The sequence below is a fragment of the Methylobacterium sp. E-045 genome (assembly GCF_022829685.1).
Lineage (GTDB): Bacteria > Pseudomonadota > Alphaproteobacteria > Rhizobiales > Beijerinckiaceae > Methylobacterium.
The window spans coordinates 38,835-63,280 of record NZ_JAKSYE010000125.1; the positions used below are offsets into that span (position 1 = coordinate 38,835).

Annotated in this window: 24 protein-coding genes; 14 read left to right on the forward strand and 10 right to left on the reverse strand. The window is 67.7% G+C overall.

The window, feature by feature from the left end; translation table 11 throughout:
- The first annotated feature begins 169 nt into the window (after positions 1–169).
- Positions 170–1,522 carry an FAD-binding protein gene (locus MKK51_RS23450; protein ID WP_243981513.1) on the forward strand — a complete coding sequence of 451 codons (1,353 nt, stop codon included), beginning with the start codon at positions 170–172 and terminating at the stop codon, positions 1,520–1,522.
- A gap of 100 nt (positions 1,523–1,622) precedes the next feature.
- On the opposite strand, the gene prfB is transcribed toward MKK51_RS23450, so the two are convergent.
- Positions 1,623–2,751, reverse strand: a protein-coding gene (gene prfB / locus MKK51_RS23455) for a peptide chain release factor 2 (RefSeq protein ID WP_243981515.1) whose coding sequence is annotated in 2 segments (ribosomal slippage) — positions 1,623–2,681 and positions 2,683–2,751 — 1,128 coding nt in all. Because the reading frame shifts where the segments join, the coding sequence is not laid out codon by codon here.
- Between the two features lie 139 nt (positions 2,752–2,890).
- Between prfB and MKK51_RS23460 the strand changes: the two genes are divergently transcribed.
- Positions 2,891–3,289, forward strand: a complete 399-nt coding sequence (locus MKK51_RS23460) for a DUF2809 domain-containing protein (protein ID WP_243981517.1) — start codon at positions 2,891–2,893, stop codon at positions 3,287–3,289.
- Positions 3,290–3,318: 29 nt separating this feature from the next.
- Here MKK51_RS23460 and MKK51_RS23465 read toward each other — a convergent pair whose 3' ends face one another.
- Positions 3,319–3,639, reverse strand: a complete 321-nt coding sequence (locus MKK51_RS23465) for a hypothetical protein (protein WP_243981519.1) — start codon at positions 3,637–3,639, stop codon at positions 3,319–3,321.
- 222 nt (positions 3,640–3,861) lie between these two features.
- Between MKK51_RS23465 and MKK51_RS23470 the strand changes: the two genes are divergently transcribed.
- A complete protein-coding gene (locus MKK51_RS23470; RefSeq protein ID WP_243981521.1) occupies positions 3,862–4,155 on the forward strand; it encodes a hypothetical protein in 294 nt (97 codons plus the stop codon).
- Positions 4,156–4,242: 87 nt separating this feature from the next.
- Here MKK51_RS23470 and MKK51_RS23475 read toward each other — a convergent pair whose 3' ends face one another.
- From MKK51_RS23475 to MKK51_RS23485, 3 genes are all read right to left on the reverse strand, one after another.
- On the reverse strand, positions 4,243–4,455 hold the full coding sequence (locus tag MKK51_RS23475; protein ID WP_243982231.1) for a hypothetical protein: 213 nt from the start codon (positions 4,453–4,455) through the stop codon (positions 4,243–4,245).
- Positions 4,456–4,582: 127 nt separating this feature from the next.
- Positions 4,583–5,800: an LL-diaminopimelate aminotransferase gene (locus MKK51_RS23480; RefSeq protein WP_243981522.1), complete on the reverse strand. Its 1,218-nt coding sequence runs from the start codon at positions 5,798–5,800 to the stop codon at positions 4,583–4,585.
- A gap of 107 nt (positions 5,801–5,907) precedes the next feature.
- Positions 5,908–6,279, reverse strand: a complete 372-nt coding sequence (locus MKK51_RS23485) for a hypothetical protein (RefSeq protein ID WP_243981531.1) — start codon at positions 6,277–6,279, stop codon at positions 5,908–5,910.
- Between the two features lie 114 nt (positions 6,280–6,393).
- Here MKK51_RS23485 and MKK51_RS23490 point away from each other — a divergent pair, with 114 nt between their 5' ends.
- Together MKK51_RS23490 and MKK51_RS23495 are read left to right on the forward strand one after the other, a co-directional pair.
- Complete coding sequence (locus tag MKK51_RS23490) at positions 6,394–8,196, forward strand: PHA/PHB synthase family protein (protein ID WP_243981533.1); 1,803 nt, start codon at positions 6,394–6,396, stop codon at positions 8,194–8,196.
- A 50-nt stretch (positions 8,197–8,246) separates the two neighbouring features.
- Entirely contained in the window at positions 8,247–8,735 is a 489-nt protein-coding gene (locus MKK51_RS23495) for a GNAT family N-acetyltransferase (RefSeq protein ID WP_243981535.1), read from the forward strand.
- Here the strand turns inward: MKK51_RS23495 and MKK51_RS23500 are convergent.
- Entirely contained in the window at positions 8,675–9,997 is a 1,323-nt protein-coding gene (locus MKK51_RS23500; protein WP_243981537.1) for an OmpP1/FadL family transporter, read from the reverse strand. The two genes, MKK51_RS23495 and MKK51_RS23500, sit on opposite strands and share 61 nt — an antisense overlap.
- A 391-nt stretch (positions 9,998–10,388) precedes the next feature.
- On the opposite strand from MKK51_RS23500, the gene MKK51_RS23505 reads away from it, so the two are divergent.
- From MKK51_RS23505 to bioB, 3 genes are all read left to right on the forward strand, one after another.
- On the forward strand, positions 10,389–11,273 hold the full coding sequence (locus MKK51_RS23505) for a fumarylacetoacetate hydrolase family protein (RefSeq protein WP_243981539.1): 885 nt from the start codon (positions 10,389–10,391) through the stop codon (positions 11,271–11,273).
- Positions 11,274–11,383: 110 nt separating this feature from the next.
- Positions 11,384–12,376 carry a DUF808 domain-containing protein gene (locus MKK51_RS23510; protein WP_243981541.1) on the forward strand — a complete coding sequence of 331 codons (993 nt, stop codon included), beginning with the start codon at positions 11,384–11,386 and terminating at the stop codon, positions 12,374–12,376.
- A gap of 92 nt (positions 12,377–12,468) precedes the next feature.
- On the forward strand, positions 12,469–13,488 hold the full coding sequence (gene bioB, locus MKK51_RS23515; protein ID WP_243982233.1) for a biotin synthase BioB: 1,020 nt from the start codon (positions 12,469–12,471) through the stop codon (positions 13,486–13,488).
- A 2-nt stretch (positions 13,489–13,490) separates the two neighbouring features.
- Here bioB and MKK51_RS23520 read toward each other — a convergent pair whose 3' ends face one another.
- The 4 genes from MKK51_RS23520 to mnmA all read right to left on the reverse strand — a co-directional run bounded on the left by MKK51_RS23520 (position 13,491) and on the right by mnmA (position 17,862).
- Positions 13,491–14,951, reverse strand: coding sequence for a sensor histidine kinase (locus MKK51_RS23520; protein ID WP_243982235.1), 1,461 nt, complete (start codon positions 14,949–14,951; stop codon positions 13,491–13,493).
- A 134-nt stretch (positions 14,952–15,085) separates the two neighbouring features.
- A complete protein-coding gene (locus tag MKK51_RS23525; RefSeq protein ID WP_243981543.1) occupies positions 15,086–15,937 on the reverse strand; it encodes a TVP38/TMEM64 family protein in 852 nt (283 codons plus the stop codon).
- A 37-nt stretch (positions 15,938–15,974) separates the two neighbouring features.
- Positions 15,975–16,625, reverse strand: coding sequence for a class I SAM-dependent methyltransferase (locus MKK51_RS23530; protein ID WP_018044448.1), 651 nt, complete (start codon positions 16,623–16,625; stop codon positions 15,975–15,977).
- A 79-nt stretch (positions 16,626–16,704) separates the two neighbouring features.
- Positions 16,705–17,862 carry a tRNA 2-thiouridine(34) synthase MnmA gene (gene mnmA, locus MKK51_RS23535; RefSeq protein WP_243981545.1) on the reverse strand — a complete coding sequence of 386 codons (1,158 nt, stop codon included), beginning with the start codon at positions 17,860–17,862 and terminating at the stop codon, positions 16,705–16,707.
- 267 nt (positions 17,863–18,129) lie between these two features.
- Here mnmA and MKK51_RS23540 point away from each other — a divergent pair, with 267 nt between their 5' ends.
- The 6 genes from MKK51_RS23540 to MKK51_RS23565 all read left to right on the forward strand — a co-directional run bounded on the left by MKK51_RS23540 (position 18,130) and on the right by MKK51_RS23565 (position 24,433).
- The gene (locus MKK51_RS23540) at positions 18,130–19,791 is read left to right on the forward strand and encodes a flagellar hook-length control protein FliK (protein ID WP_243981547.1); all 1,662 of its coding nucleotides are present in this window, start codon (positions 18,130–18,132) and stop codon (positions 19,789–19,791) included.
- A 10-nt stretch (positions 19,792–19,801) separates the two neighbouring features.
- Positions 19,802–20,482 carry a flagellar hook assembly protein FlgD gene (locus MKK51_RS23545; protein ID WP_243981548.1) on the forward strand — a complete coding sequence of 227 codons (681 nt, stop codon included), beginning with the start codon at positions 19,802–19,804 and terminating at the stop codon, positions 20,480–20,482.
- A gap of 104 nt (positions 20,483–20,586) precedes the next feature.
- A complete protein-coding gene (locus MKK51_RS23550) occupies positions 20,587–20,862 on the forward strand; it encodes a DUF1153 domain-containing protein (RefSeq protein WP_018044452.1) in 276 nt (91 codons plus the stop codon).
- A gap of 256 nt (positions 20,863–21,118) precedes the next feature.
- Positions 21,119–22,732, forward strand: coding sequence for a flagellar basal-body MS-ring/collar protein FliF (fliF, locus tag MKK51_RS23555; protein WP_243981550.1), 1,614 nt, complete (start codon positions 21,119–21,121; stop codon positions 22,730–22,732).
- A 61-nt stretch (positions 22,733–22,793) separates the two neighbouring features.
- Positions 22,794–23,843 (forward strand): flagellar motor switch protein FliG, encoded by a 1,050-nt coding sequence (fliG, locus tag MKK51_RS23560; RefSeq protein ID WP_243981552.1) that lies wholly within the window; start codon positions 22,794–22,796, stop codon positions 23,841–23,843.
- Complete coding sequence (locus MKK51_RS23565; RefSeq protein WP_243981553.1) at positions 23,840–24,433, forward strand: FliH/SctL family protein; 594 nt, start codon at positions 23,840–23,842, stop codon at positions 24,431–24,433. Before fliG ends, MKK51_RS23565 begins: the two co-directional genes overlap by 4 nt.
- Positions 24,434–24,446 lie beyond the last annotated feature (13 nt).

Sequence of the window (24,446 nt, forward strand, 5' to 3'; positions counted from 1 at the left end):
GCTGCCTTGCCAAGCGCGGGCATGATGCGCGATCGCTCGGCGGGCGGGACTTCGTGTGGACGCGATGCCGAAAGACGGTTTTTCCCGGCGCGCTGTCCTCAAAGGCGGAGCGCTCCTCTCCCTCGGCTGCGCCTTTCCCTCCGTCGTCTACGGCGCCGAGCGCCGGACCGTGCTCAACGATGCCAGCCGCCTGAATCCGACGCCCGTCCTCCGCCACCTGACGCTCGGAGGTCGGGGGTCGACCGTTCTGCTCGAGACCCTGCGGGTAGAGCTGAAAGCGGCAGCGGCGGAAGGAAGGCCGGTATGTGCCAGTGCCGCGCGCCATTCCATGGGCGGCCAGAGCATCCCTCGAGATGGCTTGGCGGTGACTCTCACGGGGGATCAGCCTGAGGTCGACTCCGCTACCCTCACCTGTCGGGTCTCGGCGGGAACACGTTGGTCCCAGGTGATCCGAAGGCTCGACCCACTTGGACTCTCGCCTGCCGTGATGCAATCGAACCACGATTTTGCGGTCGGCAGCACCTTCTGCGTCAATGCCCATGGCTGGCCGGCGCCCCATGGACCGTTCGGCTCCACTGTCCGGTCCCTGCGCCTGCTTCTCGTGGACGGCACCCTTGTGACCTGTTCGCCGGCGGAGAACGCCGAGCTGTTCGGCCTTGCAATGGGCGGCTATGGCCTGTTCGGCATCCTGATCGATCTCGACATCGCGGTGACGCCGAACCTTGTCCTCGTTCCCGTGGTGCAGCGCATGGAGGCGGGGCGGTTCGCGCAAGCCTTCATGGAGGCTGTCGAGGGCGATCCCCAGACGAGAATGGCCTACGGCCGGATGTCTGTGGCCCGGAAAAGCTTCTTTCGCGACGCTCTGCTGACGGTCTACCGCCCCCTTGATAAACAGCCGGCGACGTTGCCGGCTGCGGTCAGCGGAGGCTTCCTCAACACCGTGTCGCGAGACATCTACCGGGCGCAGATCGGCAACGAGACGGCCAAACACGCCCGCTGGTTGGCCGAGACGCGTCTGAACCCGGCGCTCGGCTCCGGGATCGCCACGCGCAACTCGCTGATGAACGAGCCCGTCTCCAATCTCGCCAACACCGACATGCGGCGCACCGACATCCTGCATGAATATTTCGTGCCGCCCGAGCGGTTCGATGATTTCCTCGAGGCCTGTCGCGCCATCATCCCGAAAGCCAGGGCCGAATTCCTGAACCTGACCCTCCGGTATGTCGGTGCCGACCCGGTCGCAGTGATGGCCTATGCACCCTCCCCCCGGATTGCCGCCGTCATGTCCTTCTCTCAGGAGGCCTCGCCGGTGGGCGAGGTCGACATGATGCAGGTCACGGAGCAGTTGATCGATCGGGTGGTGGGGCTCGGTGGCACGTTCTACCTGCCCTACCGGCTTCACGCCCGCAGAGACCAAATCGCTGCGGGTTATCCGCGTCTGGCTGAGTTCATCGCCGCGAAGCGCCGCTACGATCCGGGACTGCTGTTCCGCAACGCGATGTGGTCCACCTACTTCGCGTGAGGATTTAGCCCCCGGGACCATCGCTTGGTCAGATCATCGTCGTCGACCGCCACTCCGTTCATGGCAGCCGCCGATCCGATCCCGTTCCCTCGAAGCCGAGCTATTCGATGTCCTCGACCTCGCCGGCGCCGCCATAGACGCGCTGGGCCAGGGACGCTTCCATGAACGGGTCGAGGGCGCCGTCGAGCACTTCGTCGGGATCGGTGGACTGGGTGCCCGTGCGCAGGTCCTTCACCAGCTGGTACGGCTGCAGCACATAGCTTCGGATCTGGTGGCCCCAGCCGATATCGGTCTTGGCCGCGTTCTCGGCGTTGGCCTTCTCTTCGCGCTTCTTGAGCTCGGCCTCGTACATGCGGGCCCGCAGCATGTTCCAGGCGGTGGCCCGGTTCTTGTGCTGGGACCGCTCCTGCTGGCACGCCACCACGATCCCGGTGGGATTGTGGGTGATGCGCACCGCCGAATCCGTCGTGTTCACGTGCTGACCGCCCGCGCCCGACGACCGGTAGGTGTCGATGCGGCAGTCGGATTCCTTGATCTCGATGACGATGCGGTCGTCGATCACCGGATAGACCCGGACGGAGGCGAAGCTGGTATGGCGTCGCGCGCTCGAATCGTAGGGCGAGATGCGCACGAGACGGTGCACGCCGGATTCGGTCTTGAGCCAGCCATAGGCGTTGTGGCCCTTGACCATGAGCGTCGCGCCCTTGATCCCGGCCTCGTCGCCATCCGACCATTCGACGATCTCGACCTTGTATTTCCGGCGCTCGGCCCAGCGGCTATACATGCGCTGGAGCATGTTGGCCCAGTCCTGGCTCTCGGTGCCGCCGGCACCCGCATGGACTTCGACATAGGTGTCGAGCCCGTCGGCTTCGCCAGACAGCAGCGTTTCGATCTGGCGGCGCGCGGCCTCCTTCTCGACGACGCGGATTCCGTTCTCGCCCTCGAGGATGGTGTCCTGATCGCCTTCCATCTCACCGAGCTCGATGAGCGTCGCGGCGTCATCGAGATCCTGGGAGAGTTTGCGGATCGCGTTCACCGCGTCGTCGAGCTGGGTGCGGTCGCGCATGACGGTCTGCGCCGCCTCCGCATCGTTCCACAGGTCGGGGTTCTCGGAGGCTGCGTTCAGCTCCGCGAGACGTTTCTCGACGGTATCCCAGTCAAAGATGCCTCCTCAGCAGTCCGATCGACTGCTTGGCGGCATCCGAGAGTTGTTCGATCTCGGCGCGCATCTGGTGTTTCGGCTCGTGGTGAAGGTATGGGGCTCGGCGTGTGAGCGCGGGTGATACCGAGACGCCCGCCCGGTGTAAACGGCAGCGCCCGACTTCCGCCCCGTTACGACACCCGCACCATCCGAGACGCTCGACCCGCATGACGCCCGCCACCACCTCCCGACCCATCGGCCGCATCCGGGCGCGGGGGGCCTGTCTCGCGGCGAGCCTCGCCATCATCGTCGCGGGGCTGACCCTGCGCTTCGTTCCCCTCGGGCTGCCGATGGGGATCGTCAAATACGGCGGTTCGGCCCTGTGGGCGGCGATGGTCTACGGCCTGGTCGCGGCCTTGCTGGTGCACCGGCGCGTGCGAACGATCCTCCTCGTCGCCGGTGCGATCGCCCTTCTGGTGGAGCTGTCTCGCCTCACCCATACGCCGGAGCTCGACGCGTTCCGACTGACGCTTCCCGGCGCGCTGCTGCTCGGGCGGATCTTCTCGCCCTGGAACCTCGTCGCCTATGCCGCAGGCCTCGCCGCATTCGCCCTCGTGGATCGCTAAGCCGACCTCCGGGCGAAGGGAGATAGCGGTCAGCGGCCGTAGGCGGGGGGCGCGACACGCGCCGGAGCCAGGACGAATTCGTGCGGCCGGTGGCGTCCGTTCAGGGGACCTTCCGTCGGCGAATCCTCGAAATAGCTGTTGCCGCTGAGGCCGAACCCGCCGCCATTCATGACGCTCGGCACGGGAATCGCGCGCGCATCGTCGGGGACGGGACGGCCCGTCGCCCGGTCCGTGGGCAGGATGTAGGGGCCGTGCGAGGCCGTATAGGAGGTCTGGGCGACGGCGCCGGTGGCGAGGGATAGGCCGAGGCCGATCAGGCCTGCGGCGGCGAAGGTCGAAAGATGCTGCACGGGTCGCTCCGTCGCGGTTTTGCGGCCGCGGCCGCTCATGCCGATACCATGCCCCATGAGAGGTTGCCTGTCCGTGTCCTTGCCGCGCCAAGGTGCAACTTTTTCGAAGCCGGCGGGCCTCGCACGGGAGGGATGCCCGACGATCCCACCGGCAACCAGCCAGGAATCTCCGCGTTTAACCCACAAGCGCACGCGATAAGCGCATTCAGCAAGGAGCCCACCATGACCGCCATCAAGATTTCCACCGCCGCCGCGGCACTGGTCGTTGCCCTGTCCGGCGCTGCCTTCGCGCAGACCGGAACGCCCGAGAGCCATGGCACGAACGCCGCCGGTTCGAAGTCGGGTGTGGTCGGCAAGGGGGACAGCATGGAGGCAGGTCCCGCCACCACCGGCACGGCGACCGCGCCGGGCGCCCGCATGGCACCGGGCACCGCCATGCCGTCCACTCCCGGCATGACCACCAACGATCCGAGCGCAGCGCCGCGGCCCGTCGCCCCGGCACCGGCCGTCCGCTGACACCAGGGCCGATCGCCCGACGAAAAGAAAAGGCCGGAGCGATGCTCCGGCCTTTTTTTCGTAGATGGGACGCTGTGTCCGCGCAGCTCAGCCCCTGGCGCGCAGCACGACCTGGGGCTCGCGTTCCACCGGTACGCAGTTGCTGCGAACCGCGTTCAGGACGAAGGGCCGCGAATCGCAGACATAGCTGAGACCCGGCTCCGGCGCGGGAACGGGGTCGCGCGCGACGATCGGGTTCGGCGCGCAGGCACCGGCCGATCCGGCCAGCAGCAGCGCGACGGTCAGGGTCAATCCGCGCATACGATCCTCGGTGACAGGCGACATGGCGCGACCCTGCTCACCGGGACGGCGCGTGACAAGCACAGGAGAGGGGTCGAGGCCGCTTTGGCGCCACCTGTCTCCTCCCCGCCACATCGCCGGCGATGCGTCAGCCCGCCTTCGTCAGCGGCACGACGTTGTGGAGCGTGCGATCCGACGTCTCGAAGAAGCGGCGGATGTTGCGGGCCGCCTGACGGATGCGCTGCTCGTTCTCCACCAGGGCGATGCGGACGTAATTGTCGCCGTGTTCGCCGAAGCCGATGCCCGGCGCCACCGCCACGTCCGACTTCTCGAGGAGGAGCTTGGAGAATTCGAGGCTACCGAGGCTCTGATACTTCTCCGGGATCGGCACCCAGGCGAACATCGAAGCCGACGGACTGGGGATCTTCCAGCCGGTCTTGTCGAACGACTCGATCAGCGCGTCGCGGCGCTTCTTGTAGATCGCGCGCATCTCGACGATGCAATCCTCGGGTCCGTTGAGGGCGGCGGTGGCCGCCACCTGGATCGGCGTGAACGCCCCGTAATCGAGGTAGGATTTTACCCGCGTGAGGGCTGCCAGCAACCGCTCGTTGCCCACCGCGAAGCCCATGCGCCAGCCGGCCATGGAGAACGTCTTCGAGAGCGAGGTGAACTCCACCGTGCAGTCGATGGCGCCCGGAACCTCCAGCACCGAGGGCGGCGGCTCGCCGTCGAAATAGACCTCGGCATAGGCGAGATCCGACAGGATGATGATCTCGTGGCGTTTCGCGAAAGCGACGAGATCCCGGTAGAAATCGAGGCTCGCCACGTAGGCGGTCGGGTTCGAGGGATAACACACCACGATCGCCACGGGCTTGGGGATCGAGTGCTGCATCGCCTTCTCGACGGCGGGGAAGAAGGCCGGGGTCGGTTCCGCCGGCACGGAGCGGATCACGCCGCCCGCCATCAGGAAGCCGAAGGCATGGATCGGGTAGCTCGGATTCGGCACCAGCACCACGTCGCCCGGCGCGGTGATCGCCTGCGCCATGTTGGCGAAGCCCTCCTTGGAGCCCAGCGTCGCCACCACCTGGGTGTCGGGGTTCAGGCTCACGCCGAAACGCCGCTTGTAGTAGTTGGCCTGCGCCCGGCGGAGACCCGCGATGCCCTTCGAGGAGGAGTAGCGGTCCGTGCGCGGCCGGCCGGCCGTCTCCACCAGCTTGGCGATGACGTGGCGCGGGGCATCGAGGTCGGGATTGCCCATGCCGAGATCGATGATGTCGGCACCGTTGGCCCGCGCCTGGGCCTTGATCTTGTTGACCTGCTCGAACACGTAAGGGGGCAGGCGCTTGATGCGGTGAAAATCGGTCATGGGCTTCACGGGATCCGATGCGCCAATCGCATGATTCGCGCGTTCAAAACTGTCATCACTCTGACGTGGTCGGCCTGTCTACCACCTCGGGCGTCGCACGCCGACCGTTATTGTGCGGGCGGCGTCTGTCCGGTGGCGCGGGCGGCATTCTCGGCGGCACGGCCCTTGGCCTCGTTGCGCCCGCGCGCACCCATCAGATCGTTCTCGAGGTCCCTTGTCCCCTCGGCGGTGCGGGCGCGGATGGGTCTGGCGGGTGCCGCGACACCCACCGGCAGGTACTCGGCATCGGTCTTGCGCGATGTGACCACGAAGTCGGGCGCCTTCATATCCTTCGGCCCGCCCCCGGCGAGGGTATAGGCGCCGCGCATGGCGTTGAGGTCGCCGGAGCATCCTCCCGCGGCGAGAAGGCCGCCGAGGACGAGGGCGAGGCGGGGAGCAAAGCCGCTCCGCCTGTGATTCCGTGATGATGGCTCTGACATAATGACCCGAAACGTAAGCCGCGCCCTGGCGGAAAGTCGAGGTGCCGCGTTAATTTGTCGAGAACGAGGACGGTTCGGCCGGGCCGTCCCGCGGAATAGAGGGGAAATCGACGCGTGACGACCGACAGGACGACACCGCTTCCCGACATCGACGCCTTGTCGCGCAACGCGACGTTGCTGATCGAGGAGTTCAGCCGCACCGCCAGCGCCTACATGAAGCCGATCAGCCAGGCCGATCCCCTCGATCCGGAACTGGCCAAGCCCCCGGAAGAGGTCAACGACGTCGTCAAGACCCTCGGCACCGTCGTCGAGCGCTGGATGGTCGATCCGCAGAAGACCCTCGAGGCCCAGAAGAAGCTCAGCGACTCGTTCATCACCCTCTGGGGCTCGACCTGGAATCGGCTCCAGGGCGAGGACGCGTCGCCGGTGGCCTTGCCCGAGGCGAAGGACAACCGCTTCAAACACGCGGAATGGTCCACCAACCCGATCTTCGATTTCATCAAGCAGAGCTACCTCATCACCTCCCGCTGGGCGGAAGAGCTCGTCGACGAGGCCGACGGGATCGACGAGCATACGCGGCACAAGGCTCAGTTCTACCTGCGCCAGATCGTGGGTGCGCTCTCGCCTTCCAATTTCGTGATGACCAACCCCGAGCTGATCCGGCACACGCTGCAGGAGAACGGCGCCAACCTCGTGCGCGGCATGAAGATGCTCGCCGAGGACATCGAGGCCGGGCAGGGCCAGCTGCGCGTCCGCCAGACCGACCCGTCCGGTTTCGAGGTCGGCGTGAACGTCGCGGTCTCCCCCGGCGAGGTCGTGTTCCGCAACGACCTGATGGAACTCATCCAGTATTCACCGACCACCGAGATGGTGCTCAAGCGCCCGTTCCTGATCGTGCCGCCCTGGATCAACAAGTTCTACATCCTCGATCTCAACCCGTCGAAAAGCCTGATCGGCTGGATGGTGTCCCAGGGCCTGACGGTCTTCTGCATCTCGTGGGTCAATCCCGACGAGCGCCATGCCGACAAGGATTTCGAGAGCTACATGCGCGAGGGCATCGAGGCGGCCATCGACGCGATCGGGGTCGCCACCGGGGAGAGCGAAGTCGCGGCGGCCGGCTACTGCGTCGGCGGCACGCTCCTCGCCGTCACCCTGGCGATGCAGGCGGCGACCGGCAACAAGCGCATCAAGAGCGCCACCTTCCTGACGACGCAGGTGGATTTCACCCATGCCGGCGACCTCAAGGTCTTCGCCGACGAGGAGCAGATCCGCGGCATCGAGGCCCGCATGAAGAAGCGCGGCTACCTCGAAGGCTCCGGCATGGCGACCGCGTTCAACATGCTGCGCCCCAACGACCTGATCTGGTCCTACGTGGTCAACAACTACGTGAAAGGGCAGACGCCTTCCGCCTTCGATCTGCTCTACTGGAACGCCGACGCGACGCGCATGCCGGCGGCCAACCATTCCTTCTACCTGCGCAACTGCTACCTCGATAACACCCTCGCCCAGGGCCGCATGATCCTCGGCAATGTCCGCCTCGACCTGAAGAAGGTGAAGGTGCCGATCTTCAACCTCGCCACCCGCGAGGATCACATCGCGCCGGCCATCTCCGTGTTCGAAGGGTCGTCGAAATTCGGCGGCAAGGTCGATTACGTGCTGGCCGGGTCCGGTCACATCGCCGGTGTGGTCAACCCGCCCTCCAAGCCGAAATACGGGTTCTGGACCGGTGGGGCGGCCAAGGGACGTCTGGAGGACTGGATCTCCGCGGCGACCGAACACAAGGGGTCGTGGTGGCCCTACTGGTTCGAGTGGCTGGAGAAGCAGGCCCCCGCCCGCGTGCCTGCCCGGATTCCGGGAGAAGGCGGCCTCGCCTCCCTCGGGCCGGCGCCCGGGACCTATGTCCGCATGAAGGCGTGATGGACGTGACTAAGTCTCCGTCAAGTCAGGGCGCAGGCTGGACGCTGCGGATGGAGCCGAATCCCGATGGCGTCATCCGAGAGGGGATCCTCGCGCCCCTGGTCGCTCACAATGACGGGGCCGCCGGGCCGGGTGATTGGGGGCTTCTAGCCATCACCGTGCGAAATTCCGGGGATGAGATCGTTGGAGGCCTATGGGGCCGCACCGGCTACGGTTTTCTGTTCGTCGAATTGCTGGCCCTTGGTAGCGCGCGCGGCAACGGTCTCGGGCGGCAAGTCATGGCCATGGCCGAAGCGGAAGCCGGGAAGCGTGGCCTCTCCGGCATCTGGCTCGATACCTGGACGTTCCAGGCGCCGGAATTCTACCGGGGTCTCGGTTTCGAGGAATGCGGCCGCATCCGGGACTATCCACCGGGACACGACCGCATCTTCTTCGTGAAGCGCCTGACCCCACCCGGAACGGGCGGTCCGCCAACGGCTCAGAACTTCCGCACCAGCGGCGCGGGAGCGACCGGCGCCGATGGCGTTCCGAAGACGTAGCGGAAGCCCACCGAGACGATGTCCGCGCTGCCGCTCGTATCGGCCGCGAAGGGGATGTTTCGGACGTTGTAGTCCCGCCCCGGCCCGGCCAGGAGCTTCGAATCGCCCACGAGGAAGAGGTGGGAATAGGCGATGTTCAAGGTCAGCTTCTCGCTCCAGCGATAACTGCCGCCGAGCGAAACGTTGAAGCGGTCGCTGTCGGGCAGCCGAACCGAGCGGTTCGAGAAGTCGATCGGCGACTCCTCGTAGGCGAGGCCGGCCCGCACGGTGAGGGCGGGCGACCAGTCGTACTCGCCGCCGACGGAATAGGTGTAGCCGTCCTTGTAGTTCAGGGGCAGCGTGGTCGCGATGCCGCCGGTGGTGCGGCCGACGATGCCGATATTGCCGAGCCTCGACCAATTATCCCATTCGAAACCGAGATTCACCCGGGCCACCGGGCTGACGGCCTGGGTCAGGCCGACGCTCAGCTTCTCCGGCGTGTTGAGATTGGCGGTGACCTGCTGGCTCATGAAGGCCGCCGGCCCCGGCAATCCGAAGGCGCCTTCGATGTCGTGATGCACGGACGAGCGGTAACCGACGCCCAAAGCCGTGCCGGCCCAGGGGGTGATGAGCACGCCCGCCGTGAAGCCGACGCCCCAGGATTCGCCCTTGAGTGACGCATTGGGGGCGATGAGAGGGACGACCGAGAGCGGGAAGGCCTGGCGGAGGGTCAGGCGGAAATACTCGATGTTCGGCCCGGCGGCGATCGAGAGCCACTCGTTGACCTTGAAGCCGATGGTCGGGTTGAACGAGAGCGAGAAGATGCGGCTCGACCGTCCATAGATCTCACCGGCCCAGTCGTCGCGGGGTTTGGTGACGAGGCCGAACGGAGCGCCCGTCTGGATGCCGATCCAGAGCCGGTCGGTGAGTTGGTAGGAGGTGGCGCCGGCCGGGATCACGGCGCCCTGGCCGATGTCGCCGCTGTCGCCGAGGCGCGCGAATAACGGGGAAGTGCCGTCGGTCGGGGTGATCTTCGACGACAAGTTGATGAAGGTGAGATTCTGCTCGCTGACCCAGCCGGGGTTCATGGTGATCGTGGCCGGGTTCCAGAACATCGACGAGACGCCGCCGGAGCCGGACGCGGCGCCCGCGAAAGCCTCACCCTGCGCGAGAGTGCTCTGTTCGCGGATGCCGAACGCGCCGGCGAAGGCGTCACCCGCCGTCAGGGTCAGGACAGCGGCGGAGATCCCCGCCAGAGCCGTATTGCGAATCCTCATAGCCATGTCCTGCTCCCGACCCTTGATTGCGATGCTCGGATTTACCGCGGCGTGATCCCCGGCCCGCATCTTGATCAGAAGAGTGCCGTTCTTGCCCGGTCTTTGCAATCGATACGATACAAAGTATTGCCCGTTTCGGAAAGCTGAGATTTGCTTTGGCTATGCATCCGATTACATTGTCGGCCCGTGTCACCGAAAGGCATCACGACGAATGGTTCATATCTAAACTGTCCGATCTACGTATCCGGCAACCGGCAGAAAAATGCGTAGCCTCACGGATTTTCCGAGCGATGTCTGAATTATGCAACATCCCCCTGTCCGGCCTCGACACCTTGCCAGGGGCGGCGGAGAGACCGATGTCTTCGGCGGACAACGGATCGAAACGGAGCGAGAACCGATGAAACTGGTGCGTCACGGAGATGTGGGCGACGAGAAGCCCGGCTTGATCGATGCCGAGGGCGGGTTGCGCGATCTGTCGGGCATCCTGCGCGATATTTCCGGCGCGGCCCTCGCCACGACGTCATTGGAGCGCCTGCGTTCCATCGATCCCGAGACGCTGCCGCTCCTGCCCGCCGAGACGCGGCTCGGCCCCTGCGTCGGCGGCACCCGCAACTTCATCGCGATCGGGCTGAACTATTCCGATCACGCGGCGGAGATCGGTGCGGACATCCCGTCCGAGCCCATCGTCTTCAACAAGGCGCCGTCCTGCATCTCAGGACCCAACGACCGCGTCATCCTGCCGAAGGGCTCGGCCAAGACGGATTGGGAGGTGGAACTCGCCATCGTCATCGGCGCACGCGCCTCCTACGTCCATGCCAACGAGGCCCTGTCCTATGTGGCGGGCCTGTGCCTCTGCAACGACGTCTCCGAGCGCGAATTTCAAATGGAGCGCGGTGGAACATGGACCAAGGGCAAGGGCTGCCCGACCTTCGGTCCCCTCGGGCCGTGGCTCGTGACCCTGGACGAGATCCCCGACCCGTCCGCCCTCGACCTGTGGCTCGACGTGAACGGCGAGCGGATGCAGTCGGGCTCGACATCGACGATGATCTTCGGCGTCGCGCAGATCGTCGCCTATCTCTCGCATTTCATGATGCTGGAGCCCGGTGACGTCATCACCACGGGCACGCCCCCCGGTGTCGGGATGGCGCGGAAGCCCCCCCGCTTCCTCCAGAACGGGGACGTGGTGACCCTCGGCATCACCGGGCTCGGCGAGCAGCGGCAGGAAATCCTGGCCTTCGACGACTGGACGGCGAGGGTCGCGGCCGGCGAACCAACCCAATGACGCGCGAAGGGGGATCGAAATCCCCCCTCGCTCGTCTCCTCTGCTAGACACAGCTTGGCAGGACATCTGCGTCACACAGGCCGACCCATGGCAGTTGGAAGGACCGAACCTTGAGCATCGGACTGATCGCCCTCCTCGACGATATCGCGGGACTGGCCAAGGTGGCGGCGGCCTCCCTCGACGACGTCGCCGGGCAAGCCGCCAAGGCCGGTGCGAAGGCCGCCGGGGTCGTCATCGACGATGCCGCCGTGACGCCGCGCTACGTCGTGGGTTTCGCAGCCGAGCGCGAATTGCCTATCGTGGCGAAGATCGCCGTCGGTTCGCTGCGCAACAAGATGCTGTTCCTGCTGCCGGCGGCCCTGCTGCTGCAGGCCTTCGCTCCGTGGGCGATCACCCCACTGCTTATGCTCGGCGGGGCGTATCTCTGCTACGAGGGCACCGAGAAGGTCTACGAGGCGCTGTTCCCGCACGAGGCCCATGCGCACGAGGCCAAGCTCGATGCCGATGCCGGGGACGGCCAGGCCCTGGAAGCGCGCAAGGTCTCCAGCGCGATCAAGACGGATTTCATCCTGTCCGCCGAGATCATGGCGATCTCCCTGGCCTCCCTTCCGGAAGGCGGCATCTGGACCAAGGCCATCGTGCTCGCGGTCGTCGCGATCGGCATCACGGTCTTCGTCTATGGTGGCGTCGCGCTGATCGTGAAGGCGGACGATGCCGGGGTCGCGATGGCGAAGAACACCTCCGCGTCGGTATTCGGCAGCGCGATCCGCGGTTTCGGCCGTGCCCTGGTCAAGGGTATGCCGGTTTTCCTGCAACTCCTGGCGGTGGTCGGCACCGCCGCGATGATCTGGGTCGGCGGCGGCATCCTCGTCCACGGCCTCGAAGGATACGGCCTTCCCCAGATCGCCCACACGATCCACGAAGCCGCGGCCGCCAGCGCTAAGCTGGTTCCGCCGGTCGGGGCGATCGTCGAATGGATCGTCACCGCCATCGGCTCCGGCATCGTTGGTCTCGTGGTCGGCGCCGCCCTGATTCCGATCACGAGTTACCTGATCGCGCCCCTCTGGTCGGGCCTGTCGGGGTTGCGCGGCAAGACGGCGTGAGGCGCCGATCCCGGCGGGTCTGACGGGAAATGCATCGGGGCATGCGATGGCCCCGGCTTGATTTTCCGGCCAAGATTCGCCTCATGGGGGCCATGACCGAGACCGTGGCCCCCCTCGCCCCCTTCCCCGCCACCGAGATCCCCGCGATCCGGCACGATTGGACCGTGGCGGAGATCCAGACGATCCACGACCTGCCGCTCCTCGACCTCGTGTTCAGGGCGGCCCAGGTTCACCGCGCGCATAACGACCCGGCCGACATCCAGCGCGCCGCCCTGCTGTCGATCAAGACCGGGGCCTGTCCCGAGGATTGCGCCTACTGCCCGCAATCGGCGCATCACAAGGGCACCGGCCTGCCACGCGAGCGCCTGATGGCCGTCGACAAGGTGCTGCAGGAGGCCGCCGCCGCGAAGGCCGCCGGTGCCCATCGTTTCTGCATGGGCGCCGCCTGGCGCCAGCCCAAGGACGGGCCGGAATTCGACGCCGTCCTCTCCATGGTGCGCGGTGTCCGCGGTCTCGGGATGGAGGCTTGCGTCACCCTCGGCATGCTCACCCCGTCCCAGGCGGGCCGCCTCGCCGAGGCCGGATTGACCTCCTACAACCACAACCTCGATACCGGCCCCGATTTCTACGGCGACATCATCTCGACGCGGACCTACGAGGATCGCCTGAACACCCTCCAGAACGTGCGCGATGCCGGAATCGGCGTGTGCTGCGGCGGCATCGTCGGCATGGGCGAGGGGGTCAAGGACCGCGCGGCGATGCTCCAGGTGCTCGCCAACCACGCCCCCCATCCCGAGAGCGTGCCGATCAACGCGCTCGTGGCCGTCGAGGGCACCCCCCTCGAAAACCGGCCTGCCGTGGACCCCCTCGATCTCGTCCGGATGTGCGCCACCGCCCGCATCGTCATGCCGAGGGCGCGCGTGCGTCTCAGCGCCGGCCGCAAGGGGCTCACCCGCGAAGCGCAGATCATGTGCTTCCTGGCTGGCGCGAACTCGATCTTCTACGGCGAGCGCCTCCTCACCACGGCCAACAACGAGACCGATGCCGATGCGGAGTTGCTTCGCGACATCGGCATCACCGTGCCGGGCCTGACCCTCGCGGCCGCCGAATAGGCTCAGGGCGAGGACGGCGCACGATCCGGGATCACGATCCGGAAGCGGGCGCCCTCCCCTTCCCCCGTCGGGTCGAGGGTGAGGCTGCCGCCCTGGAGCTGGATCAGTTCGGCGGCGATCGGAAGCCCGAGCCCCGTCCCTCCCGCGCGCATCGAGCCCTCGAACGGCGAGAACAGGTTCGCCCTCGCCCGTTCGGGAAGCCCGGGCCCGTTATCCGCGATGAGGATCGTCACCCCGCCCGCCCCCGGCCGGCCGTGGCGCGTGGCCTCGATCACGATCACCGGGTCGTGCGACCGGGCCTTGCTCGAGCCGGTGGCCTGAACGGCGTTGCGCACGATGTTGGTGAGCGCCCGCGAGAACTGGTCGGGATCGACCTCCACCTCCATATCCTGCCCGCAGACCACGCGAATCGTCACCCGGGACGCGCCGTCGAGCCGGGACAGGTCGGCTTGCTCGGCCAGGATCGGCGCGAGCCTGACCTTCCGCCGTTGCGCCACGGCCTCCGTCGCCCGCCCATAGGCCAGCGTCTCCTCGCAGAAGCGGATCGCCCGGCCGAGGGTGGCGAGGAGGCGGGGGGCGATGCGCTGGACCGCCGGGTCGGACACGGATTCCAGCCGGTCGCCGAGGAGCTGGGCCGTGGTCAGGAGGTTGCGCAGTTCGTGGTTGATCTTGCTCACCGACAGGCCGAGCTCCGCGAGGCGCCGTTTCTGCCGTAGCTCGCCGGCCAGCGCCGTCTCCATGCGGGCCAGGGCCACCTCCGCGTGACCGATCTCGTCGGTCCGGCGCGACGGCGTGATGATGCGGTCGCTCCCCTGGGGATCGTCGGCGAACTCCGTGATGTTGCGGGCGAGGCGCCGGACCGGGCGCACGATGATCCGCTGCAGCATCAGGAAGACGAGGCCGGCAACCGCCGCGGCGATCGCCAGCGACGAGAGCAGCAGCCGATCGGCGAAGTCGATCAGCGCCTCGCGCAGGGGGGCCTCGTCGAGGAGGATCTCCACGAGGTCGAACCCGTCCCGGCCATGGCCGATGACCCGGATCGGGCCGTTGCTCTCGGAGAAGACGGTGCGCCATGCTCCCCCGATGGAGGCGATCCAGTCATGGGAGCGCAGGTCGACGAGACCGGCGACCTCCGAGGGCATCGCATCCACGGCGAGGAGGCGACGCCTCCCGTCGCCGCGCACCGCGATGGCGCTGGCGCCGACCCCTTTCAGGAGATGCCGCGCGAGATCCTCCGAAACGTGCTGATCGGGCGAAGCGTCGAGGACGAGGGCGGCGATCTGGGCGGCGGCGATACGGTCGGACAGCCACATGCGCCGGTAGTTCGCCACGGTCGGCACGTAGATCAGGATCTCGACCAGGGCGACGAAGGCGATGGTCACGAGGAACAGCCGGCCCGACAGGCCGAGATGACGGCCGAATCCCGCCCGATTCTCCGCCTCGACGGGAACAGGCAGTTCCATGCCGGCGCGTGGCGTCGCGTCCATCACGGGTCCCCGATCATCCCTCATCCCGGGCTTCTTCGTTCATCCCGGTTTCTCCGGCGCAGTGCCTCCCGCGGCGGTCATTCCGATCTCTCGGCGTCCAACCCTACGTCTTAATGCGATGAACCTAAATCCCGGTTACGCTCCGGCCGCCGCGTCGTCGAGTGCCCGGCCGCGGGGCTCTGCGCCGTGCCGCCTCGCTTGCGGGCGAACCGGCGTTTCAGCCCGATGGAGAGCAACGCGAAGGCGGCGAGGCCGCCGAGGCCGGCGAGGGTCTTGACGGTGACCAGCGACCGCAGGGACAGGGCCTCGTCGCAGGCGTCAGCGCCGCTTGCCAGGCACGCCGCCTTGGCCGCCTCGTTGGCCGCGACGACATCCTCGATCGCCGATCCGGCCGCCGCATAGGCGAAGGCGCCGGGGGCGAGGCCGAGAAAGGTGGCGAGCACGAAGGTGCGAAGGGGAACGCCGAAGGCCGCCGGGGCGAGGTTCGTCATCCAGAACGGAAAGATCGGCAGGAGCCGCAGGACGAGGATGTAGCCGAAGGCATCGTGGCGAAACCCCGCTGCGAGGCGGCCGAGGCGTGGCCCGGCGCGGTTCAGCAGCAACTCCGACACCGGTCCACGGCCGATGGAGAAGACGATGGCCGCCCCCGTCGTCGCCGAGACGAGGGCGACCCCCGCCCCGGTGGTGGCCCCGAACAGGAAACCGGACAGGATCGTCAGGACCAGGGAGGCCGGTACGGAAACGATTACGCAGCCGATATAGACCAGGCAGGCGATGCCGATGGCGCACAGGCGATCCTCGGCCACCGCCTCCATCAGCCATGCGCGATAGGACAGCAGGCGGTCGAGACTGAGAAGGTGCGAGGCGCCGGAGACCAGCACGCCGAGGGAGATGGCCACCAGGGCGAGGACGGGCAGCCACCGCAGGGCGCGGCGCAGGGAGCCGTTCGACGGGCGTGCCATGGCTCCGACTCCCTGGTGCCGCTGTGCCGCGCCGGGTTCAGCCGGGCTTGCGCATCCGCAGGATCTTGAAGAAACCGCCGGGGAAGGTCGGCGAGACGCCGATGAACTCGACGCCGTTGCGCCGCGCCCAGGCCTCGATGCGCGTCGACTTGAAGGCCGAGGACCAGCCGATCTTGGTGCAGAGCGGTGCCACGATCTCCTCCACCTTGGCGACCGCGCCCTTGGTCTGGCCGAAATGGTTGGCGAGCACGATCTCCCCGCCCGGCCGCACCACGCGGAGGAATTCCGACAGCGCGGCCTCCGGGTCGGGCACCAGGGTGATGAGGAACTGCGCGACCACCGCGTCGAAGCTCGCATCGGCATAGCCGAGGCGGCACACATCCATCACCTGGAGGCCGCGGACATGGGTGAGGCGTCGGCGCAGCACCTTGGCGCGGGCGCGCTTCAGCATGTCCTCGGACAGGTCGACGCCACAGACGAAGCTGCCCGCCGGATAATAGCCGAGGGACAGCCCGGTGCCGACCCCGGCCTCCAGGATGCGCGGCCCGCATGCGGTGGCGGCCATCACCGCGTCGCGCGCGGCGGGCTCGGTGAGCTTGTCGTAGACGACATCGTAGACCGGCGCCCAACGGGCATAGGCCTTGCGCATCAGGGCCGTGCTCGGACCGGCCTGCGGCTCGCTCAGCATTTCGTCTCTCAGTCCTGCGGATGGGAAGGGGTGGCGTCTCGGGCGGCGGAACCGGGGCGTGTCACGGGAGGCCTGGTTTTCAGGCCGCCTGCGCCGCTCCCGCTGCCAACGCGTCGATGCGGCGAATGGTGCCGCCGCCGAGCACGCGCGCGCGCGGGCCGTCATCGGCGTAGATGACGCAGGCCTGGCCCGGGGAGACGCCGTCCTCCGGCGTGGCCAGCACGACCTCGGCGGTTGCTCCACCCGGATCGACCGTCAGATGCGCCGGGCGCGGTTCGCGGGTCGAGCGGACACGCACGGCCACCGGCATGTCGACGACCCCTCCGGGCGGTAAAATTCCGAGCCAGTTCAGGTCGTCGAGGCGGATGCGGCTGGTGGCCAGGGCGGAACGCGGGCCGACCACCACGCGGGCGGTGGCCGGCTCCAGCCGGATCACGTAGAGCGGCTCGCCGACGGCGAGGCGAAGACCCTTCCGCTGCCCGACCGTGTAATGGATGATGCCCTCGTGCTGGCCGAGCACGCGGCCGTCGAGGCCGACGATGTCGCCGGCCCGCGCCGCATCCGGCCGCAGCTTGGCGATGACATCCGCGTAGCGGCCCTGCGGCACGAAGCAGATGTCCTGGCTGTCGGCCTTCTCGGCGATGGCGAGGCCGAGCTCGCGGGCGAGGCGGCGGGTCTCGTCCTTGGGCAGTTCGCCTAAGGGAAAGCGCAGGAAGTCGAGCTGCTCGGACGTGGTGGCGTAGAGGAAGTAGCTCTGGTCACGGGCCGGATCGAGGGCGCGGTAGAGACCGCGGCCGCCGGTCTCCACGGGCCGGCTCGCCACGTAGTGGCCGGTGGCCAGCACGTCGGCATCGAGGTCGCGGGCGGTGGCGAGGAGATCCCGGAACTTGATCGAGCGGTTGCACTCGACGCAGGGAATCGGCGTCTCTCCGGCCAGATAGCTCTCGGCGAAACGGTCGATCACCGATTCCCGGAAGCGGTCCTCGTAATCGAGGACGTAATGCGGGATGCCGAGGGTCTCGGCGACGCGGCGCGCATCGTGGATGTCCTGGCCGGCGCAGCAGGCGCCCTTGCGGTGGACCGCCGCCCCATGGTCGTAGAGCTGCAGCGTGATCCCGACGATGTCGTAGCCCTGCTGCTTGAGCAGTCCGGCCACCACGGAGGAATCCACCCCGCCGGACATGGCGACGACGACACGCGTCTCGTGCGGGGCCTTGGGAAGGTCGAGGGAGTTCATCACGTCACGGGTTCGCCGGCAGGCCGCAGCGCCCGCACATGCGGAGTCTATAGCGATCCTGAGGTGGAACTTCCAGGCAGGCCGGGGGCAGGTCTCGCATGCCGGAGGGCCGCACCCGGCAAATCCTGCCCGGACAGGGACGATTTCGCCGGGTCGCCGCGGCGCGATTCACGGGCGACGAAAAAATTCGGCCGTCGGACCAATGGTTTGCCGGGCGCGCCTTGTGGCTCGGAGTTTGCGCGGTGGTGGGCGAGGAGACTACGCCGAATGGCCACCACGTCGATCAACGGAGACCAGGCCTCGCGGTTCGCGGGCGCCCCGCGTTCCGCCCCGCTTCCTGCCACCGATGCGGCGGGCCGCGAACGATTCCGCCTCCCCGCAGGCGAGCCGAAGCCGGCTCCGGCCTCACGCAAGGCCATGGAGCCGAAGGCGGCCATCCGCGAGGGTGAGGCGGCCAAGACCGACGCCGCGACGTCGTCGGCTTCGCCCATCGCGGAACCGTCCTCGCCGGTCTCCAAAGCTCTCCGGCCGGGCAAGACGATCCCGCCGTCGAAGGGCGATGCCGGAGGTGTGGTCGCAGCCGAAGCGGCGCTGCGGGAACAGCATCCGGTTTCAGGACAGATCGGAGACCTGGCCGAGACACGACCGCTGCGAGCCGGAAGGGACGAGGATCAGGCGACGCCGCCCGGCGAGGCCGGTCTCGGAGGTTTGCCGTGGTCGCCCCAGCAGCCGGCCTTGGGCGCCGCCATGCCGGTATCCGATGGCGCTCAGGCACCGCAGGTCTCATCCGGACAGGAAGGAGATCGCGGTTCCTCGGGGAGCCCGGTGGACACCGCCCCTCTTTCGGGTCCGCCGGTGCAGGGTCACGCTTCGGCTCTCTCCTCATCGGCGGAGGGCGGCGGGTCGCAGGTCGCGCTGTCGCATCGGCCGACGTTGCAGCAAACGATACAGGCTCCCGGCACGATGCCTCGGAGCGGCGCGACTTCGCCCACGGCGGAGCAGAATGCGGCAACCGCTTCGGCTCAGGGGATCGCGACGTCGGCCGTCGAAGCCGACCCGGTCACGGCGATCGAGGAGCGGAGCGACGACGGTGCGGTTCCGGCGGACGGGACGGGTGCGAACCCGACCGCCGCTCTCGCCCCGCCCGGACTTCTGACGCCTGTGCCCCCGGCCAACGCTCCCGCGATGGCGGTTCAGGCCGGTGCCGCACCGTCTCCGAACGCGAGCGCCATCGTTCCACCCGGCACAGGCCCCTTGCAAGCCGCCGCCGGTCGCTCCGTCTCCGTCTCGGTATCCGGCGCCGATCGGCCGGCTGCGTCCCAGCGCGAGACCGTATCGGCCGAGGCTTTCGACGAACTCGCGTCCGGATCGACGGTCACCTCCGACGATCTCGCGTCCGCCCCCGCGGCGCCCTTCAGCCCCTTGCCCGCAGCTCATACTCACGCGCCCGCACCGGAACCCGCGGGTGCCCTCCCCCAGACACAGGCGGCACCGGTGCCCCTTGGCGCGGTGCCGATGACCATCGGGCTCCGGTCGCTGGCCGGGTCGAACCGGTTCGAGATCAGCCTCGATCCGAAGGATCTCGGGCGGATCGACGTGAATCTCGACATCGACAAGGACAGCGGCACCGTCACCGCGCATCTCACGGTCGACAGGCCGGAGACCCTGGCGCTGCTCCAGCGCGATGTCGGCAACCTGCAGCAGGCCCTGTCACAGGCCGGCTTCGATGCGGGCGACGCCGCCATCAACCTGTCCCTGCGCAGTGACACCGGCTCCAATGGGGGCAGCGGCGCCGAGCGGGATGCCGGGGGCGGCCGGGAGGGCCGTCCCGGCGCGCCCGGTTCCGACCTGAAAGACCCGCGCCTTTCGAACGACGCCGTGCCGCTGCAGATGCTGCGCGGCCTCGGCGGCATCGACATCCGAATCTGAGGAGACCGCCATGACATCGGGCATCACCGGAGCTTCGAGCAGCTCCTCCATCTCGAGCACCAAGACCGCCACCGGCGCGTCCCAGGAGATCGCCGGCAACTTCCAGCAGTTCCTGACCCTGCTCACGACGCAGCTCAAGAACCAGAACCCGATGGACCCGCTGGACACCAACCAGTTCACGCAGCAGCTCGTGCAATATGCCGGCGTCGAGCAGCAGCTGAAGTCGAACGACCGGCTGGATTCGATCCTCAACAACGCGAAGGCCTCGAGCGCGGCCGCCGCCACCGGCTTCATCGGCCAGAGCGTGACGGCGGACGGGCGCGTCGCCGACTTGAAGGACGGTTCGGCGGTCTGGACCCTGACGCCGGCGCGCGCGGCCAAACAGGCGACGATGACGATCAGCGATGCCAAGGGCAACGTGGTCGCGACCCAGACGAAAGCCCTGAATGCCGGGGCGCAGACCTTCGCCTGGGACGGTCGGTCCACCTCCGGCTTCACCTCCGCCAACGGCAGCTATTCGATCAAGATCGATGCCTTCGACGCCACTGGTGCACAGGTTAGCGTCGACACGCAGGTCGCCGGAAAAGTCGACGGCGTCGATCTCAGCGGCAGCGAGCCGGTGCTGCTGATCGGCACGTCGCGGCTGCCGATATCGAGCGTGCAGAACATCGGAACCGGGTTGTCCACATGATCCTGGCAAAAACGAATCAGATGCAATCGATCCGCTTCAACATATCTTAAGCGGGCGCAAGTAGCTTCCAACCTCGACAGGTCAGTCGAGTTGTAGAGCGTATCATGACCGAACCAAGCCGCCCGAGAGTCAAGTACGTCATCGGGCCAGATGGAAGCCCGCTGACGATCGCGGATCTTCCGCCGACCACGACCAGACGATGGGTCATCCGCCGCAAGGCCGAGGTCGTCGCCGCCGTCCGCGGCGGTCTCCTCAGCCTCGAGGAAGCCTGCCAGCGTTATACCCTTACCACCGAAGAATTCCTGAGCTGGCAGTTCTCCATCGACCAGCACGGCCTGGCCGGATTGCGGACCACCCGGATCCAGCATTACCGCCACTGAGATCGCGACGAATCGGCACCCTGGTCGGGTGTCGAAACGCCCCCTTCGACCGACGGTCACTCTGAATAAAGAACCGCGCCCTCCCCGGGGCGCGGTTCTTTCTTTTCCGCGGCTGACTCGCGCCGGACCGGCACGGGCCGACCCTTTTTTCGCCCGTTAAGGAAATCGTTAACCGAACGCTAACCACGACCTGGGCAAATTTTGCCGAGCGGGCGCGGCTCTTCCGTCGCTCGGGTTCGGGTGGGTACGTGGCGTCGTGAAGTCGGTTCTCGAACTGGTGACGAAGTTGGGACCGGCGCGGCTCGCGGCCATGGCGGCCGTGACGCTGACGTTGATCGGCTTCTTCGCCTTCGTGATCCTGCGCGTCTCGAAGCCCGATATGGGCGTGCTGTTCTCCGACCTGTCGATGCAGGATTCGGGCGCCGTCATCCGTGACCTCGATGCGCGCGGCATCAAGTACGAGACGCGCGGCGATGCCGGCCAGACCATCATGGCGCCCCGCGCCGACCTGCCCCGCCTGCGGATGGACCTCGCCGGCAAGGGCCTGCCCAGCGCCACGGGCGTCGGCTACGAGATCTTCGACAAGGGCGATGCGTTCTCGTCCACCAACTTCGTCCAGAACGTCAATCACCTGCGCGCCCTGGAGGGCGAACTCGCGCGCTCCATCCGGGCCATCGGCCGGGTCCAGGCCGCGCGCGTCCACCTCGTCATTCCGGAACGCCGCCTGTTCGAGCGCGACCGTGAATTGCCGAGCGCGGCCATCGTGCTCAAGCTGGTCGGCGACATGGACCCGTCCCAGGTCCGCGCCATCCGCCATCTCGCCGCCTCCGCGGTGGAGGGTCTGAAACCGGAACGGATCTCCATCGTCGACGAGCGCGGTCGCCTGCTGGCGGACGGGGCTCGCGGCGCGGAGGCCGAGACCGGTGCCGGCATGGAGGAGAAGCAGGTCGGTCTCGAGCGCCGCCTGCGGTCCCAGATCGAAGAGATCGTGGCCGGCATCGTCGGCACGGGCCGCTCGCGGGTCCAGGTCACCGCGGAACTCGACCGGAACCGGATCGAGAGCCGCTCTGAGACCTTCGATCCGGAGAGCAAGGTCGTCCGCTCCACGCAGACCCGCAGCGAAAGCGCGCTGACGGGGGGCAGCGAGGGCGCCGTGACCGTCGGAAACGAACTGCCCGGCGCCAACCAGACGAACCCGAATCCGAGTTCGAAAGATTCCTCGAAGAAGGACGAGGAGACCACGAATTACGAGATCTCCCGCGTCACCAAGACGGTGATCGAGGAGGGCGGACGTCTGAAGCGCCTGTCGGTGGCGGTTCTCGTCGACGGCGCCTACGTGCCGGGCGCCGATGGACGCCCCGTCTATCAGCCCCGCCCGGCCAACGACATCGAGCGTATCGCCACTCTCGTCCGCACCGCCATCGGCTTCGACAAGGATCGTGGCGATCAGGTCGAGGTGGTCAACCTGCGTTTCGCCGAGACTCCCGCGCCCGTCGAGTTCACCGAGCCGTCGCTGATCCAGTCGCTGCTGGCTCCGTCGAAGGAGGACGTCATGCGCATGGTCGAACTGACCGTGCTTCTTCTCCTGACGGTGATCGTTCTCCTCGCCGTGGTCCGTCCCCTGGTGCGCCGCGTCCTCACCGCCGAACCGACCCAGGCCGTCCTGGTCGCGGGGCCGGCAATGGCCGGCGGCGAGCCGGGCGCCGATCAGATGCTACAGGCCCGCGACAACCCCACCGCCCGCCTCGTCGACTTCGCGCAGTTGAACGGCAAGGTGCAGGCCGAGACCGTCCAGAGGGTGGTGGACATGGTCCGCGGCAGCCCGAGCGAGACGGTGGAGGTCCTGCGCAACTGGATCCACGACAGTTGAGCGGCCCGGAGACGGCATTCGAAACGGCAGCGGCAGTGGCAACGGCGAAGAGGAGTGAGGCATGGCCTCGGGTTTGACCGTCATCCCGGATCAGGAGCTCGGCAAGGCGGGCTTGAGCGCCATGACCGGTGCCCAGCGCGCGGCTGCGCTTCTCCTGCTCCTCGGCGAGACGGAGGGCGCGCCGATCTGGCAGATGCTCGACGAGGAAGAGGTCAAGATGGTCTCTCACGCCATGGTCCAGCTCGGATCGCTGGAGGCGGAGACCGTCGAGAGGCTGATCGTGGACTTCGTCTCGCGGCTCTCCTCGGGCGGCGGCATCACCTCCAACTACGAGCGGACGGAGTCGCTGCTCCTCAAGATCTTTCCCTCCGAGCAGGTCTCGTCGATCATGGCGGAGATCAAGGGCGCCTCGGGCAAGCGGGTCTGGGCGAGCCTGACGCAGATCGATCCGGAGATCCTCGCCTCGTTCCTGCGCAACGAGTATCCGCAGACGGTCTCCGTGGTGCTGTCGAAGGTGCGCCCCGACTACGCGGCCAAGGTCCTGACGATCCTGCCCGAGGACTTCGCCATCGACGTCCTCAACCGCATGCTGCGGATGGAGACGGTGCAGAAGGAGGCCCTGCGCCACATCGAGGAGACCCTGCGCGTCGAGTTCGTCTCCACCATCGCACAGACCACCCGCCGCGATGCCCACGAACTGATGGCGGACGTGTTCAACGCCTTCGACCGCCAGACCGAGGGCCGCTTCCTCGCGGCCCTGGACCAGGCCAATCGCGGCTCGGCCAAGAAGATCCGCCAGCTCATGTTCACCTTCGAGGATCTGCTGAAGCTCGATGCGGGCAGTGTCCAGACCCTCCTGCGCAAGGTCGACAACGACACCCTGTGCCGCGCCCTCAAGGGCGCCGACGAGCGCGTGCGCAACTTCTTCCTCAAGAACATGTCCACCCGCGCGGCCAAGAACATCACCGACGAGATGGGCTCCCTCGGCCCGATCCGCCTCAAGGACGTCGATGAGGCCCAGGCCAAGATGACCGAACTCGCCAAGGAACTGGCCGAGAAGGGCGAGATCATGATCTCCAAGTCCAGCGGCGAAGAGGAGCTGGTCTATTGAACGCCCGCCGGTTCCTCTTCGACACCGATTTCCGGCCGCGCGAGGGCGCGACCGCCTCGCCGAAGGAGGCGGCGGCCCTCGCCGAGGCCGTGGCGCAGGCCCATGCCCGCGGTGTCCAGGAAGGCCGTGCCCAGGCCGAGGCTCAGGCCCAGGCCCGCATGGCCGATGCCCTCACCCGCGTCGGCCTCGCCGCGGCCGGTCTCATCGGTCAGGCCGACGCGCGGGATGCGGCGCGTGAGGAGGAGGCCCTGGCCTTCGCCGTCTCCCTGGCGCGGCGCATCGCCGGCGATGCCCTCGACACCCAGCCGCTCGCGGCCATCGGCGACGCGGCCCGCGCGGCCCTGCAGCACCTGCGCGGCGTGCCGCATCTGGTGGTGCGCGTGAACGACCGGCTGGTGGACGAGGCCGAGGCGCTGGTGAAGAGCCTCGCCCGCGAGCGCGGCTTCGAGGGGCGCCTCATCGTCCTCGGCGAGCCCGACCTCGCCCCCGGAGACGCCCGGATGGACTGGGCCGATGGCGGCGTCGTGCGCGACCGCGCCCGTATCGAGGCCGCCGTGCTCGAAGCCATCGGCCACCCTCTCGAATCCTGATCCGTCGACGCTC